The following is a 16,220-nucleotide window of genomic DNA, read 5'->3' as shown; positions in this document are numbered from 1 at the left end:
CTCCCCCTCCCCGCCACTCTCCCATCGAGCAACAAATGGCGAGATTTCAAGTCTTAAGCGCCTGTTTTGTAGCATTTTCCCACGGTTCCAACGACGTAGGAAATGCAGTTGCTCCCCTAGCTGCGATCGCCTACATCCGGCGCACAGGTTCCTTTCCCTCAGAGGATTTCAGCGTACCACTGTGGATTTTAGTCGTCGGAGGCGCAGGAATAGTCATCGGTTTAACCCTCTGGGGCAAAAATGTAATTGCCACAGTCGGCGAAAAGATCATCCAACTCCAACCCAGCGGCGGATTTTGCGCGGAATTAGCCACAGCCACCACAGTCTTGCTAGCATCCCGCTTCGGTTTGCCAGTTTCCACATCCCACGCTTTAGTCGGTGCAGTTGTCGGAGTTGGACTTGTCAAAGCTTGGAAAACAGTACGCTGGGAAACTTTGCTGTCAATTGGTTCGGCTTGGCTGGTGACAATTCCGATCGCAGCCGCTTTGGGTGCTAGCATTTTTAGCATCGCCCAATGGATTTTAGCCAGATGAACGCAATTCGATCGATCGCGCCCAACGGCCGCTCAATCACTTAATTTCTGCTTCAAGCAAAGGTTTAGCTGTCTGGCCAGCACCTCAACACAGGGCTTTCTCAACATAGTAAGGTGATTGCCAGGAACTCGAATCACCTCTACTTGTGCCGCCGTTAAATCGCTCCAGCCAAGAGTTGGATCTTGATGACTCATGCTTAGCTTTTCCCCGGATCTAAACAAAGTAATTCGGTGCGGATAAATTTTCGGTACATAGCTGAGAGTTGCTTGACTGTTAGCCTGAAATACAGTAAACATCGAAGGAATTGCCAGCTCGCGCCAGCTTTTTTGTTTGGACTCCTGAGATAAGATACTAACCATAACAGCCTGTTTCCAATTCCAGCCATACCAAAACTTAGTTACCCAATTAAGCATTTTATTTAATTTAGGAAACCTGGCAGCAATTCCGCCAACTTGCACATTTTCCGCAGCAGCCACCAAGCGAAAATAATCGACCACAAAAGGCCAGATAGAGCGCGAAACAGTAGTCAGAATAAACTTGCAACCGTCCCAAAAAGAAGGTTTGTTAGCAGAAACCGGCGCTAAAGTATCCAGCACAGCAAGCAAAGCCACTTCATCACCCGCCGCGAGCAACTGTTGAGCCATCTCAAAAGCCACCAAACCACCAAAAGACCAACCTCCTAAAAAATAAGGCCCTTTTGGTTGAACGGTACGCAAAGCTGCGATGTAGTCAGCCGCCATGTCTTCAATGCTAGTTAACGGAGAACTTTCGCCGTCAATTCCTTTGGGTTGCAGCCCGTAAAACGGTTGATTTTCTCCTAGCCCAAAGGCTAACTCGACATAAGGAAATACCACGCCAAAGATGGGATGAACGCAGAAAAAAGGCGGATTTTTACCGCCAGGCTTAATTGCTACTAACGGCGACCATTCCTCAGAATTTGTTCCTGAATCTAGCGAATCTGCTAAACCTTCAATTGTCGGATTTAAAAAAATAGCAGACAGCGACAACTCGCGCTCAAATTGCTGGTTAATCTCATTAATGAGGCGAATTGCGAGCAGGGAATCTCCACCCAAATCGAAGAAGTTGTCGCCAATGCCAACAGGCTCTGTGTTAAGGATTTTTGACCAAATTTGGGCGAGGGTTGACTCGGTTGGCGTGCGAGGTGCAATGCAGCTTTTATCTGTTGAATTGCTAATGAGATTCTCCGGCGATATTAGGCGGTTGCGATCGATTTTGCCATTGGGAGTTAGGGGCAGAAAGTCGATCGCCACAAAAGCACTGGGAATCATGTAATTGGGCAGTTGTTGTTTGAGGAAATTCCGCATTTCCAAGGGATTAAGCGTCTGATTTTGATTGGGAACGACATAAGCAACTAGGCGCTTGTTTCCAGACAAATCATCTTCAGCCACCACCGCTGTTTCTTTGACTGCGGGATGCTGAAGCAGCAGCGCTTCAATTTCTCCCAATTCTATTCGATAACCGCGAATTTTTACCTGTTCGTCAGTGCGGCCTAAAAACTCAATATTGCCGTCGGGAAAATAGCGAGCTAAGTCACCTGTTTTGTAAATTCGTTCTCCTGCTTTCTGGCTAAAGGGATTAGCAATAAATCGCTGGGCGGTTAATTCGGGGCGGTTCAGGTAGCCTCGCGCCAATCCGCTGCCGCCGATGTACAATTCACCTGGAATTCCAACGGGTACAGGCTGTAAATTTTTATCTAAAATATAGAGTTTAGTGTTGGCAATTGGGCGGCCGATGGGCGTTTTTTTGCTATCGCCAATTTCGGCAAAACTCGACCAGACTGTCGCTTCTGTAGGGCCGTAAGCGTTAAAAAATCTGCGCCCAGAAGCCCAGCGTTTTACAATATCCGGGGAACAGGATTCGCCCGCACAGATGATTGTTTGCAGTGCGGGAAGTACGGCCTTTGGAAGGACAGCTAGCAGCGAGGGCGGGAGGGTAGCGTGGGTAATAGCATTGTCCTGCAAAAATTGGATTAATGTTTGTCCGGGCAACAAAGATTCTTTCTTGGCACAGTAAAGTGTTGAGCCGGTTCCCAATGCCATGACAATCTCAAAGATTGAGGCATCAAAACTCAGGGATGCAAATTGCAAAATGCGGTGATTTGAGCTTATTTGCAAAGCTTCTATTTGAGCTTTTACTAAGTTGTAGAGTCCGCGATGTTCGATTAAAACGCCTTTAGGTTTTCCGGTTGAACCCGATGTGTAAATGACGTAGGCTAGGTTTTCTGGTATAATATTTGTAGTTAATTTGGCTGGGCTTTGTCGGGCGATATTTTCTCTGTCGGAGTCCAAACACACTACTGAAAAAACTCCGTAATTTTCCGGCTGCGTCAAGTTTTTGGCTAAGTGCTGCTGAGTTACCAAAATCGACACCTGAGCATCTTCTAACATGAAGTTAAGGCGCTCTTGAGGATAAGTTGGATCTAAAGGCAGGTAGGCTGCGCCTGCTTTGAGAATGCCTAGCAATCCGACGATCGCCTCTAAGGAACGTTCTACACAAAGGCCCACTAAAACTTCTGGTGCTGCTCCCAATTGCTGCAAGTAACGTGCAAGTTGGTTGGCTTTGCTGTTGAGTTGGCGGTAGGTTAACTGCTGGTTTTCAAAGACGGCGGCGATAGCATCGGGCGCGAGCTCGACTCGCTCTTCAAATAGCTGATGGAAACACTGGTTTTGCGGATAATCTCTCTGAGTGTCATTCCAATCGATTAATAATTGCTGGTATTCTGGCGCTGTCAGCAAAGCCAAGTCGCTGAGGTGCTGTTTGGGATTTGCAACAATGGCTTTTAGCAGTGTTTGGAAATGTCCCGCCATGCGCGCAATTGTGGCGCGATCGAATAAATCTGTGCTGTAGACAAATTGCCCTTGAATACTTCCTGCATCTTCCCACAAGTTGCACTCTAAGTCGAGCTTGGCGGTTCCGCTGTCAAAGTCGATCGCCTCGAAAGTGATTCCCGGCAATTCTAGCGCTGCTACAGGAGTGTTTTGCAGGCTGAAACTAAGTTGAAATAGGGGGTTGCGGCTCAACTCGCGATCGGGCTGCAATTCCTCAACCAACTTCTCGAAGGGCAAATCTTGGTGGGCGTAGGCTGCCATTGCGACGTTTTTTACCCGATGCAATAGTTCCCGAAAAGTGGGGTTTCCCGAGAAATCTGTACGCAGCACCAAACTGTTGACAAAAAAACCGATTAATGCTTCTATTTCGCTCAGGTTGCGATTGGCGATCGGCGTTCCTACTGCAATATCTACTTGTCCTGTATAGCGGTACAGCAAAGTTTGAAAAGCGGCTAGTAGAGTGATAAATAAAGTCGCGCTTTCTTGCTGGCTAAATAACTTTAGCTGCTCGCTCAAAGCAGGTGATAGTGTTATAAAATGTTTAGCACCTCGGTAGGATGGAACCGCCGGCCTTTGTCTGTCTGTTGGTAGATTGAGTGTGGTAATTCCGTTTAACTGCTCGCGCCAATAATCTAACTGGGTTTCTAATACTTCGCCCTGCAACCATTCGTGCTGCCATTCTGCAAAGTCGGCGTACTGCACGGGCAGTCCTGGTAAGTGCGAAATCCCGTTTTTTACAAATGCCGTGTAGAGCGTTCCCAGCTCTCGAATTAGCACTCCAATCGACCAACCATCAGCCACAATATGATGTAAATTCAGCAACAATATATGTTCTGTTTCACCCAGTTGTAACAGCGTTACTTTAAATAACGGCCCGGCGGCTAAATCGAAAGGGCATTGTGCTGCATCGGTTGCAAGTTGCAGGGCTGCGGTTTCCTGCTGAGTTGGCGACAGATTTTGTAAGTCGATTGTGGGAAGAGATACAGTTAAAATGGGAGCAATAATTTGTACGAGTTCCCCTTCCAAAAGCGTAAAAGTAGTGCGTAAAGTTTCGTGCCTCTGCACAATTTCGTTGAAGGTTTGCTCTAAGGATATTAAGTTGAGAAAACCTGTTAAGCGGAGCGCTGTTGAGACATTGTAGAAAGGATTGCCCGGTGCTAATTGATTGAGGAACCAAAGCCGCTGCTGAGCAAAGGATGCGGGGAAGACGAAAACTTCTGTTTCTTGCTGCATATTTATCGAAATTGCACCCGTTCAACCGCCTTAATTTTTATTTACTTTCTCGATCAAAAGATGATAGCTTCATCCGCCGACTTTCGCGAGAAATAGCCACTAAAGCCGGAGCTTTAATATTAACCTTGCTCTCTTTTAAACTCTCCACAATCTTAGACAATTCTCCGATTGTCGGCGCTTCAAAAACGCTTCGCAAAGGCAACTCTACCGCGAAAGCATCTCGCACTCTAGAAACAAGCTGAGTCGCCAGCAGCGAATGGCCTCCTAATTCAAAGAAATTGTCCCGGATACCCACTCGCTTTATCCCCAAAACCTCAACCCAAATTTTCACTAAAACTTCCTCAACAGAAGTATGAGGCGCAACATAACTGCCAGCCCATTCTAACTTAATTGGCTCCGGTGCGGGCAAAGCGAGGCGATCGACCTTTCCGTTAGCCGTCACCGGTAGCGACTCCAGCACAACAAAAGCCGACGGAATCATATATTCCGGCAGTTTTTCTGCTAGATAAGCCTGCAACTGTGGTACTAATTTACGCGCTGCTTTAGCTTGTAAGGGATTGTTAGCATAAGAGCGCCAAGGACGCAAGTTATTGCTTCGGGTTTCTCGCACAAAATCTCTAGTTTCGCCCCGCAAAAATACTACATCGTAGCGCCCTTGACTGTCGGAATTAGACCAACTAATATTAACATTATATGGAACTTCCAAAGCATACCACGCTTCAGGATCTACTCCTAAATCATCAAGTTTATCCACGGCTTTCTGCAATTGACCTGCTGTGGTAAATTTATCGACAACAGACAGCAATTCTGCCGCTTTAACTGCTGCTGTTACCCGCGCATTAGAGGCATTCGCAATTCTTAAAAGATCGAGTTGAGTTTCCCGTAATATTTGTTGTACGTTGGTAACAGTCAAATTATGATTTTCAGCCGACCAATCCAGCAATTTTTCTCCCCGCAACTCCCGTTCGTCAAGGGATTTTGGGAGTTCGCTTTCAGACGCAATATGCAGAATAGCATTGTACCGAAAATCAGTTAACTCATTGTGATAACTACCGCGAATTAATTGAATCTCTACGCCGCAAATCTGCGGAAAGCGGTGCTTTAATGCGCTAAAAAAATCGGGTTCAATAACTAACTCTGTTTCTTGAAAAATTTGCATTTGTACTCGCTGCTGCAACTGTTCGCCCGCGAGAGAAGGTTCGGCTTGATACAGTTGTATCGAAGCGTGGAAAGCTGCCAGCAACGGCAAGCTGCGGACATCTCCGATGAATATAAAGCCGCCGGGGGCAGTTGCTTTCACGGCACCTTCTAGCACCTGCACGAGATAGTCGATAGTCGGGAAATATTGCACGACTGAGTTGAGAATTACTGCGTCAAAAGCTGCTGTCTCTACTCCTTCAAAGTCTGTCGCCATTTTCTGAAGCAGCGTTACATTAGCTAACTGTGGATTTGCCAAGTGCTGCTGAATATAGTTGAGCGAAATAGGTGAAAAGTCTGTGCCGCAATATTGAGTGCAGCGAGAGGCAATTTGGAACAGCAACAAACCTGTGCCGCAGCCAATTTCTAACACTCGGCTAGGCTGCAAAGCTAAAATTTGGGCCGCTTGATTTTTCGCCCAGTCGCGCATCTGTTCTGCTGGGATTGGCTGATTAGTATAGCTGCTATTCCAGCCGACAATATTAAAGGTTGGATCTGAGTCAAATGCAGGTTGATTGTAAGTTTCATTGTAGAGCATTTGCCACTGCAAGACCTGTTCGTCCTGCAATTGCATTATTTGGTTTTTTTCGCGGGCAACGCTATATTCTGCATTCAGGGCAATATAAGCTACTAAACGTTTATCTCCCTGTCCATCTTCCGAAGTTGTTACTACAGTTTGCTGCAGGGCCGGATCTTGAGTTAATAGTGTCTCGATTTCTCCTAATTCGATGCGAAAACCGCGAATTTTTACTTGTTCGTCAATGCGTCCCAAAAATTCAAGGTTGCGATCGCCTCTGTAGCGCACTAAGTCGCCGGTTTTGTAAATTCGCTCTCCTGAATTTGGTTTAAAAGGATTGACAATAAAGCTTTGTGCGGTTAAATCTGGGCGGTTGAGGTAGCCGCGAGCGAGTCCGTTTCCGCCGATGTACAATTCGCCAACAACCCCCATTGGTACGGGCTGCAAATATTTGTCTAATATGTAGATTTGAGTGTTAGCAATGGGGCGGCCAATTGTCGGGGCGATGTCTGTTTGCTCTGTTACAGGAATATAACCGGAAGTTGTGACGACGGTGTTCTCGGTTGGGCCGTAATTATTTACTAGCTTAAATGGATGGGATTTTAAAGGATGTTGTTGCAGTTTTTCGCCGCCTGCGAGCAAGATTCGCAAGGCTATATTTTGAGGCCAATCTAATCGCAAAAGTTTTTCGGCTAAAGGTGTGGGTAAAAAGCTAATTGTAATTGCTTTTGATACTAACCAGTTTTGCAGTTTTTCAGGATCTCGCCTGATGTCATCTTCGGGAAAGTAGATGCTAGCTCCCGCGGCGAGATAAGGCCAAATTTCCCACCCGCAAGCATCAAAGCCGATCGCAGCAATTTGCGTTGCTCGATCGCCCGCTGACACCCCAAACTCTCTTTGATGCCAAAAAACGAGATTTAACAAGCTCCCGTGCTCAATTTCCACTCCTTTCGGCTTTCCCGTGGAGCCGGAGGTGTAAATCGCGTAAATTAGATTTTCGGCTGTGGCTGCGCTGGTGGGATTGTCGGCGATTTCTTGGGAAATCATCTCCCAGTCAGTGTCTAAACAAATTATCTGTAAATTGGGCGCTCGGAAATTCTCTACCCATTGCTGCTGAGTTAACACAACAGATAATTGAGCGTCTTTTACCATAAAGCTCGATCGCTCAGCAGGATAGCTCGGATCTAAAATTAAGTAAGCTCCTCCCGCTTTCAGGATACCCAACATCCCCACGATCAGATCGAGCGATCGCCCGCAGCAAAGCCCGACTAAAACTTCCGCCCCAACCCCCATTTTTTGCAAATAACGTGCTAGTTGGTTGCTGCGGAGATTGAGCTGCTGGTAGGTGAATTGCTCCTCTCCAAATACCAGCGCCACCGCCTCCGGTGTCCGATTTGCCTGCATTTCAAATAGCTGATGGATGCACAAATCTTGCGGATAATCTGCCTGAGTATTGTTGCATTCAACTAACAAATGATAGCGCTCTTGGGCGCTCAAATATTGCAAATTTGCGATTCGCTGTTCGGGATTTGTCACAATGCTTTCTAACAGAGTTTGAAAATGCCCTAACATTCGGCAAATCGTAGCTTCATCAAATAAATCGGCGCTGTAAATAACCATGCCGCTGATACCCTCCGAGCTATCAACCCACAGCTTATTGCTGGGCGATTGGTTGCTTCCCGAGCTGTTGGGCGATCGCTCCCACAAATGAAACTCCAAATCAAACCGCGCCGTACCCACATCTAACTGCTGCGGGCTGAGTGTTAATTCTGGCAATTCTAACCGATTCCCCGGCGCGTTTTGCAGCGCAAACGCCACCTGAAATAAGGGATTTTGGTTCAACGCGCGATCGGGGTGCAGTTCTTCTACTAACTTCTCAAACGGCAAATCTTGGTGAGCGTAAGCTCCTAATGCTACCTCTTTGACTCGGTTTAAAAGTTCCCGAAAAGTTGGATTTCCCGACAAATCTGTACGCAGCACCAAACTGTTGACAAAAAAACCGATTAATGCTTCAATTTCACTGCGGTTGCGATTGGCGATCGGCGAACCTACAACAATATCTTCTTGCTGCGCGTAATGGTAAAGCAACGTTTTAAAAGCTGCCAGCATTGTCATAAACAGCGTCACTCCTTCGCGCTGGCTCAAGGTTTCTAAAGCCTCGCTCAGTTGTTTTGGCAGTTGCAAAAATTGCCTTTTGCCTCGGTAACTTTGAATTGCTGGCCTGGGTCGATCCGCAGGCAAATTTAGCATAGAAATGCCGTTTAACTGCTGCCGCCAGTAAGCAAGCTGCGTTTCTAAAACTTCCCCTTGCAGCCATTCGCGCTGCCATTTTGCAAAATCAGCATACTGGATCGACAAAGCCGGTAAAGGCGAAGGTTTTTCGCTAGCAAATGCCGTGTAAAGTGCGCCTAATTCCTGAATTAGCACTCCGATAGACCAACCATCGGAGACAATGTGGTGCATATTCAGCATTAGTAAATATTCGGCATCATCTAACTGCAATAATGTAACTCGCAGCAACAAGTCAGTGGACAAATTGAAAGAGCGTTGAGCTTCCTCAGCCGTGAGCCTGTTTGCTTCAGTCTGTCGAGATTCCTTTGGCAAGTTTCGCAAGTCCACTACATTAATCGGGAGGTGGAAAGCCGCAGCTATTCTCTGAACAGGTTGGCCCGAAACTACTGCTAAAGTCGTGCGTAAAGCTTCGTGGCGGCGCACAATTTCATTGAAGGTTTGTTGCAGCGCCGGGAAATTGAGCGAACCTGTCAAACGCAAGGCTGCGGGAACATTATAAAAAGGATTGTTCGGTACTAATTGGTCGAGAAACCACAAGCGCTGCTGTGCAAAGGAAAGCGGTTGATTTCCGTCCCGCCCCACAGGAATAATCGGTGTAGGAGTGAAACTAGAAGTACGATTAGCTGCTTTTAAAAATGAAATTATTTCGGCTTTTTTCTGAGAAATTTCGGCGCGAATTTCCGGGGTAATAATTCCTTCGGGGGCGTTGCAGCGCAGGCTCTCGCCCTCAATAAAAATATTAATATCTAGACTGCGAAGGTAAGATAAAAACTCAACTAACTCCACCGTGACAGAATCTCTGGCATTTGGCGATGAACTCGATATTTTGGGTTCGGGCATTTTGAGTCATCCTGTCATTACTTCGGCAAATCAATAAAATAAATTCTACCAGCGCACAAATTAAGAGCTTAACTTACCCCTTGCCGACTGTGGCCTAACCTAAGTATGATTCTGTTTGAATCCGCAACCAAAATCCTACCCAAGGTTTCAGCTTATGCCGTTCATGCCCTTCAATTTCCTGTTCCTATGGCTGCTGGGACTGCTGTCGATCGGGGTACTTGGCACAGGTATATACATTATTTACGAATGGTACATCGGCGCACTTGTAGGGATTTCCTACTTAGTCAGCGGAGTCTTGATGCTTCTTTGGTCTGTTGGCGGCCGCTTGATCAGTTTGCCGTTGTTTCGCCGCCCCGGTGCTGACGAACCGAAGCCGACGCGGACGGGTACGGTGCAGCGAGTAGAGAGGCCTGATGGCACTATTTTACAAGTAGAATTCTACGGCCCAGAGGACGGACAGCCGATTATTCTCTCCCATGGTTGGGGGCCCAACAGTATGGTTTGGTATTACGTGAAACGGCAACTAACCGATCGCTTCCGAGTGATTGTTTGGGATCTTCCAGGTTTGGGAAAATCCACTCGACCAAAAAACAGCGACTACTCCCTAGAAAAATTTGCCCGCGATCTCGAAGCCGTCATTGCCATAGCAGGAACTAAACCTGTTATCCTACTCGGACACAGCATGGGCGGCATGATTTCTCTAACATTCAGTCGGCTTTTTCCAGAACTTCTCGGTAGTCGAGTAGCTGGTTTAATTCTGGTAGATACGACTTATACTAATCCCGTCAAAACGGCTATTTTTAGCGGTTTATTACGCGCTTTGCAAAAGCCACTGCTCCAACCTATGCTTTATCTCACCATAGCTCTTGAACCCATGATGTGGGGAATGACTTGGCTGAGCTATCTCAATGGTTCACTGCACATCAGTGTAGAATTATCGGGATTTAAAGGCACTGAAACGCGCGGTCAATTAGAGTTTTCAGCTTTCTTATCAGCCTTGGGTTCTCCCGGCGTTCTCGCTCGCGGCACACTAGGAATGCTCAAATTTGAGGAAACAAAAACTTTGCGATCGATTGACATTCCAGTGTTGGTGATATGCGGCGATTCAGATATTGCCACTACCCCCCCAGCTAGCCTGCGAATGAAAGCAGAATTACCTCAAGCAGAGCTAGTTACTATACAGAAAGGAGGACACATGGCATTAATCGAGCATAACCAGCAGTTTGCCGAAGCTGTCAGGGCATTCTGCACTGAAATTTCGTAACTAAAAATGTGACTTAAAATCCTGTAGGTTCTGGCTGTGCCGGCCTTAAAATTAGGCGTTGCACAATTTGAGGATGGTTATTGTCGGGTGTCCCGCCTGCTTCTACTTTATTTTTAATGTCCTGCAAGCAACCTTACCAGCGCATAGGCAGCCCCAGCCTTTAGCAGCTCATCCATCTAATAAACGAGCCTCACTCCTGATCAGAATGGATCGCTCTCTTTTTCGGCGTTTCTACAATCACAGAAATCACGAGCAAACTTAACCCAATGATTTTAATCAAGGCGTTGACTGCGTGTGCATACTCCCATTGGTCACGATACCGCGTCCAATCTGCTGGAACGGGATTCGTCAACCATTGGGCGAATTCAGCATTCATTGGCGCGACAAACATGATCCAACTCACAAACGCTAGCACCAAGAGAATAGCCCCGCCCAACGTCCAGTAAAAAGTTGAACCATGTTTGCGAACAAGAAATGCCAGCACGATTGCTGTCAAAATCGCTGTAATTTCAAAAGCTGCGCCGACTGAGCCAAACAATTTATAAACATTTTCAAAGACCGTCACTCTCACCCAAAGTTGCTGGTCAAACTGCATTCTTTGTGGCAACTCTAGCAAATGTGTCATAGACAAACTTAGGCTAAATGAAGCCAGCATCAGTGTTATGAATCGCCACGCTCGTATAAATGTCATGTTGCTTTGCCCTCCAGCATATATATCTCTCTGCAACTTATGTTGTACTAATAATGAAATGCTGCGTAACTATCGGAGGCCATAACTAAATTAGCTGATGAGTTTTAATTTTCTAACTAGCAACCTCATAGATACTCCAACTCTATAGAACCAATTTTACATCTTAGGGAGAGGCTGCAAGCCTCTTCTACTTTTGCCGAATTTTTGGTAAGTTAATAATGAAGAGGAACGAGTTTAAATTATGTGAGTAGGTTGAAGCGAATTAAATAAATTAAAGCATCCCTTTAATTTGAAATAAGCAAACTGTTTCTAACCAAAAAATAGCCGTCGAATGTGATTGCCAGTCCTTCTCCCTCTAAAATCCGTCGTAAATTACGTTGACTTTCGCAGTCACCGACTCGTTGAATCTAGCGTTGATATTTAGATAAACGACAACCCTGAATCACCGGATCGATCGACTTTCGGGCTGATGCCATCACGACGCATTCACCCGGCGCAATCTGTAGTGCTTTAATTGACCGCGACATCCGTTGTCCGCGCCCCGGTGGAAGGAATGTTGGGCTGCTGGGTAAAGCGATCGCGATAGAAACTGCAAAACTCGTCGATTGAACTTTTCTGGATTCTCGATGAACATGAAATGTCCGCCGCCCTCAGCCTCCTCAAAGATTTCCAACTCAGAGTCAGGGATGCTTTGATTAATCCAGGCTTGCGATGTCCACGGAACCAGACTTTTTCTGCCACCAATAATCAGAGTTGGCTGACGAATTCTGACAATTCGATCGCGCCAGTCCGTATGAAGATGGTTGTATAGCAAAGTTGCAGCGATCGCGCGTGGCAAGCGAAAGTTGCACTCGACGATCCACTCGAACTGTTCCTTTGACATGGCTGATGTAACCATTGAAGTCAGGATGTTTCGAGTCGATTCCTCGGCGTTGCCGTTCTCCAGGCTATGTATTACTGCATTGAGTTGTTCAGCAGTAAAAATTGCCCCGGATTCTGCTATTTCTTGAACGTTCCAATGCGATCGCAATGTTCCCAGTGGCGATTGATCAACCAACACTAACCGCTCAATCTCATCTGAGCCGAATAGGTCTAGATAGCTCCAGATGATGGCACATCCCATCGAGTGCCCTAGCAGGTGTGGCTTTTCGAGTTGCAGAACAGCGATTAATTCCTGAACATCCTTAGACAAGCGAGAAATTCGATAACCGAACGATACTTTCTCAGACTCACCATGTCCGCGCAAATCAACAGCGATCACCTGATAGTGTTCGGCAAAAGCGGGAATTTGATATTTGAATTGTTCTGCCGACTGCGACCAACCGTGAAGCATCACGATCGGTTTGCCTTGACCTGCACTGATGTAGCTCAATTCGGCACCATCAGACGTTTTGAATGTTTTCCTTTGCATACTGTCCTTTGCGATGTCTCCCACGCACTGATAGCGATTGTGTTCGCTGATTGGTGTTGCAGGTCGCTACAACTCCTTAATGTGTTCATTGTTCAACTTTCATTGCATTCAGAACACTCAAGTTCCCTGAGTTAAGCGGCGAGTTAATTTTTCCGTTACCGCTGCATCTGTGCGATGACCTCTTCAGCCTCTCGTACCACGTCCTGAACAATCTGCGCTGCAGGCTTAATGTCGTGAATCAGATTGCATGATTCCCCTGCATAGAGAGCCACAGACTCCATATCCCCGATGAAGCCAGTGATTGGAATCATCGACCCATATTTCGGCACATCCATAGTGGTGCCAGCCAGTGGGACAGTACCGACGATCGTCCCCTCACCTGGACGCTGCCCACTCGTTGGACAGCCCGCAGCCTCCCACTCCGTGAACGTAGCATTGCGTAGCACCCGGTGGGGCGCATCAGACCAACCACCATCGAAAAGCGTGGTATACACCGTGTCCTCGGCTGTGCTGCTGACGACCCGTTCCTGGTAAGCACGAGTTGCAGCGGCTTCGGTGCTACACAGAAACCGCGTCCCCATAGACACCGCTTGTGCTCCAAGATTGAGGGCTGCTACCACTCCTCGACCCGTAGCAATACCTCCAGCGGCAAGCACAGGCACGGATGTAACCGCATCGACCACCGCTGGCACAAGGGTTGACAGCGAGGTGCGGCTCCTCACGTGCCCCCCTGCTTCGACCCCTTGAACGATGAGCGCATCAACACCCATAGCGGCAGCGGCTGTGGCTTCCTCGATCGACCCCACCTGGATAAAGACATTGGTATTATGTCGGTGAGCCTCGGCGATGTAGGGGCTTGGATCACCCCAAAAGAGCACCAGCAGCGGTACCCGCTCTGCTAGGCAGACATCAATCTGCCCTTCTTCTAGCAGGGGAAGAATGAGGTTCACCCCAAAAGGTTTCTGCGTCAGGGCGCGGATGCGGCGGATCGCTTGTTGGAGGATCGGGGGTGGCATGAACACTCCACCCAGCACCCCACAGCCACCAGCATTCGACACCGCCGCCGCGAGTTCTGGTCCGGCTACAGGTCCCATACCTGCGGAGAAGATGGGGTGGGTAATGCCGATCTGGCGACAGAGAAGAGTGTGCATATATCCTACTGATGCGAGAGTTGGTGTCATAATTTTCCCTTTTATGTACTGCTTTCATTCTTCAACGTTCATCCTGTTCCGACCACTCAAGTTCCCTGAGTTAAGCAGCAAGTTAATCTTTCTATTTCTAAAGACAGGTTTTTGAGTTGTTCACAAGCAGATCAATTCATCCATTTGTTGTACAAGTTTTACTCATAATGGAGCGATCGTTCTTGTAAACCTCTAAGTTTGAGTCGATGCGGGGTATTATCCCCGGCACCTCTCGGTTAGATCCGGACGTGCTGGTTTCCCCGCATCCGGCTCCCGATGTTCTTGGCTTGCGCCTTTGCTCATGTGGAGATAATCGTGGCAGCTTTCGTGAACCGCTAAAAGGTTATTTATTTTCCAATTACTATGGCAACCATCTACATGATGCAGATGTACCTTTTCATCGCCTAGCATTTTTAGACCACATTTTCCACATTTATGGTTTTGCCGTTTTAAAGCTTTAGAGGTTTCGCCGTTATAGAGTTTGCTGTTACGCTCACTCCAGTAAGCTATATCTCCGTCGTAGGGCGATTTCTCACCTTTAACATTGATGTGTTTGTTTTCGGAGTAAGGGACTGCTGGGAATGCCTTATCTAGTAATTTCTTGCTAGTGTAGCAATTCTGTTTAGTTTCCTTGTTGAATACCTTGAATGCTCTTGTTTCGATGTGGTATAACGAGTTTCTAGACCCATCCATCTTGCAAAAGCGGTGGTAATTTCTCCAACCTCTAACCACAGGGGCTAATTTCTCAGCTTTGACCGTGGCACCATAATTCGAGTTGTTGACGATGTGTTTTACCTTCTGGTGGAACGCTTTAAAATTGTCCGCTGATGGAACGCATCTAAATTTCCCGTTGTTTTGCACTTTGAAATGCCAACCGAGGAAGTCAAATCCATCTGTCGTAGCTGTTAGCTTAGTTTTCTTTTCACTAACCTTCATGCCCCGTTCTGCTAGAAATTCGCTGACTTTATCAAGTATTGCCTTCGCATCGTCTTTGGGTTTCAGAATTATTACCATGTCGTCCGCGTAACGGACTGATTGATGTATTTCCTCAATCCCGTTGAGAGCGATATTGGCGAGTAAGGGACTAACCACACCCCCTTGCGGAGTTCCTTGTTCGGGAAATTCTGGATTGACTCCTGATTTTAGACACCGGAATATTCCGGTCTTGATGCCTAATGGGGCGATGAGTCTTTCCATAATGCTATTGTGGCTTATCCTGTCGAAGCATTTTTCGATATCGAGTTCTATGACTCGCTTGGATATTCCGTGGGCTTTTGAGCTTAGATTTAGGAAAAGAAATTTCTGCGCGTCATGCGCTGACCTCCCTGTCCTGAATCCGTAGCTACGAGCGTGGAAGGTTGCTTCGTGTGCTGGCTCTAGCGCGTATTTTGCGAGGCATTGCCACGCTCTATCGGCGATAGTTGGTATCTTAAGGAGGCGGGTACTCCCATCCTTTTTTGGGATTGGTATTGAACGTAACTTCTGATGTTTCCAGTTGTTACTTTTGGCTCTGAGTTCTTCACTCAGAGCAAACCTTTCCTCAAATGTGAGTGAGGCTCTTCCATCGATTCCCGCAGTCTTTTTGCCAGCATTTAGTTGAGTTACTTGACGTATCGCCAACATTCTTGCAGCCCGAGATTTCAGAATTAGCTTTTGAAGGGACTTCGCTTTCTGCTTGTCTCCAACTTGAATCGCTTTAAACACTCGTTTTTGTAGGCGGAATAAATCACAACGGAATTTCTTCCACGGTAACGTCTTCCAAGATTCACTAACATTGCTGTTGTGTCTAATCATGCTCTGCTCTAACTTATGTTTTCTGAACACCTCAGACCAATTACGGTCTGTCCTACCCGAACTAAGGGAGTTCCGCTGCTCGTCTAGCCTACTTGGAGTTCGACTTCCCCTTGACCCTCAGCTCGTTTTTCTTCGTTCCCTCGGTTAGATTGATTGTTCCTTTAGGTGGAGCCATTTTAACTTCTGGATTCCCTGGACTCTTGCCGATATTAGGACTAAAATTCGGCGGGAATGAACTCCAGTAAAGTCGGGATTAATGGTCTGTGTCCCGCTTGGGGGTAAGTTACTTTTCTAGGGCGTCGGTTCAGTATTAGGAGTTGACAAAAAAAGGAATTTATGAAATTAGCCAGTGCATGAGTTCGACTCTATGCCTGGTGTAATTGGTCGAACCTTATCCATTCGAGCAATGACATGAAGA

The 16,220-nt window shown here is 46.9% G+C and carries 8 protein-coding genes; 2 read left to right on the top strand and 6 right to left on the bottom strand.

The features are described from left to right. Positions 1-533, top strand: a 533-nt coding sequence (locus IQ263_RS24980; RefSeq protein ID WP_194070812.1) for an inorganic phosphate transporter, incomplete at its 5' end; no start/stop codon positions are given. A gap of 32 nt (positions 534-565) precedes the next feature. Here IQ263_RS24980 and IQ263_RS24975 read toward each other — a convergent pair. Then, positions 566-4,615 (bottom strand): non-ribosomal peptide synthetase, encoded by a 4,050-nt coding sequence (locus IQ263_RS24975; RefSeq protein WP_194070811.1) that lies wholly within the window; start codon positions 4,613-4,615, stop codon positions 566-568. A 37-nt stretch (positions 4,616-4,652) separates the two neighbouring features. Beyond that, entirely contained in the window at positions 4,653-9,461 is a 4,809-nt protein-coding gene (locus tag IQ263_RS24970) for a non-ribosomal peptide synthetase (RefSeq protein WP_194070810.1), read from the bottom strand. A gap of 154 nt (positions 9,462-9,615) precedes the next feature. Here IQ263_RS24970 and IQ263_RS24965 point away from each other — a divergent pair, with 154 nt between their 5' ends. Further along, positions 9,616-10,725, top strand: a complete 1,110-nt coding sequence (locus IQ263_RS24965) for an alpha/beta fold hydrolase (protein ID WP_194070809.1) — start codon at positions 9,616-9,618, stop codon at positions 10,723-10,725. 190 nt (positions 10,726-10,915) lie between these two features. Here IQ263_RS24965 and IQ263_RS24960 read toward each other — a convergent pair whose 3' ends face one another. The 4 genes from IQ263_RS24960 to IQ263_RS24945 form a co-directional block, all read right to left on the bottom strand. After that, positions 10,916-11,350, bottom strand: a complete 435-nt coding sequence (locus tag IQ263_RS24960) for a hypothetical protein (RefSeq protein ID WP_333372251.1) — start codon at positions 11,348-11,350, stop codon at positions 10,916-10,918. Between the two features lie 541 nt (positions 11,351-11,891). Next, on the bottom strand, positions 11,892-12,827 hold the full coding sequence (locus IQ263_RS24955; protein WP_194070807.1) for an alpha/beta fold hydrolase: 936 nt from the start codon (positions 12,825-12,827) through the stop codon (positions 11,892-11,894). 155 nt (positions 12,828-12,982) lie between these two features. Then, on the bottom strand, positions 12,983-14,008 hold the full coding sequence (locus IQ263_RS24950) for an NAD(P)H-dependent flavin oxidoreductase (protein WP_228050339.1): 1,026 nt from the start codon (positions 14,006-14,008) through the stop codon (positions 12,983-12,985). A gap of 216 nt (positions 14,009-14,224) precedes the next feature. Beyond that, positions 14,225-15,802 carry a group II intron reverse transcriptase/maturase gene (locus IQ263_RS24945; protein WP_194070806.1) on the bottom strand — a complete coding sequence of 526 codons (1,578 nt, stop codon included), beginning with the start codon at positions 15,800-15,802 and terminating at the stop codon, positions 14,225-14,227. Positions 15,803-16,220: the final 418 nt, after the last annotated feature.

The organism is Tychonema sp. LEGE 06208, from assembly GCF_015207505.1.
GTDB lineage: Bacteria > Cyanobacteriota > Cyanobacteriia > Cyanobacteriales > Microcoleaceae > Microcoleus.
Note: the sequence above shows the minus strand (reverse complement) of the source record. Positions and strands in the feature narration are given on the sequence as shown.

Coding starts and splice junctions, on each gene's coding strand:
- IQ263_RS24975 (WP_194070811.1), bottom strand. CDS start 4,615: ATGCAGCAAGAAACAGAAGTTTTCGTCTTCCCCGCATCCTTTGCTCAG.
- IQ263_RS24970 (WP_194070810.1), bottom strand. CDS start 9,461: ATGCCCGAACCCAAAATATCGAGTTCATCGCCAAATGCCAGAGATTCT.
- IQ263_RS24965 (WP_194070809.1), top strand. CDS start 9,616: ATGCCGTTCATGCCCTTCAATTTCCTGTTCCTATGGCTGCTGGGACTG.
- IQ263_RS24960 (WP_333372251.1), bottom strand. CDS start 11,350: ATGACACATTTGCTAGAGTTGCCACAAAGAATGCAGTTTGACCAGCAA.
- IQ263_RS24955 (WP_194070807.1), bottom strand. CDS start 12,827: ATGCAAAGGAAAACATTCAAAACGTCTGATGGTGCCGAATTGAGCTAC.
- IQ263_RS24950 (WP_228050339.1), bottom strand. CDS start 14,008: ATGACACCAACTCTCGCATCAGTAGGATATATGCACACTCTTCTCTGT.
- IQ263_RS24945 (WP_194070806.1), bottom strand. CDS start 15,802: ATGATTAGACACAACAGCAATGTTAGTGAATCTTGGAAGACGTTACCG.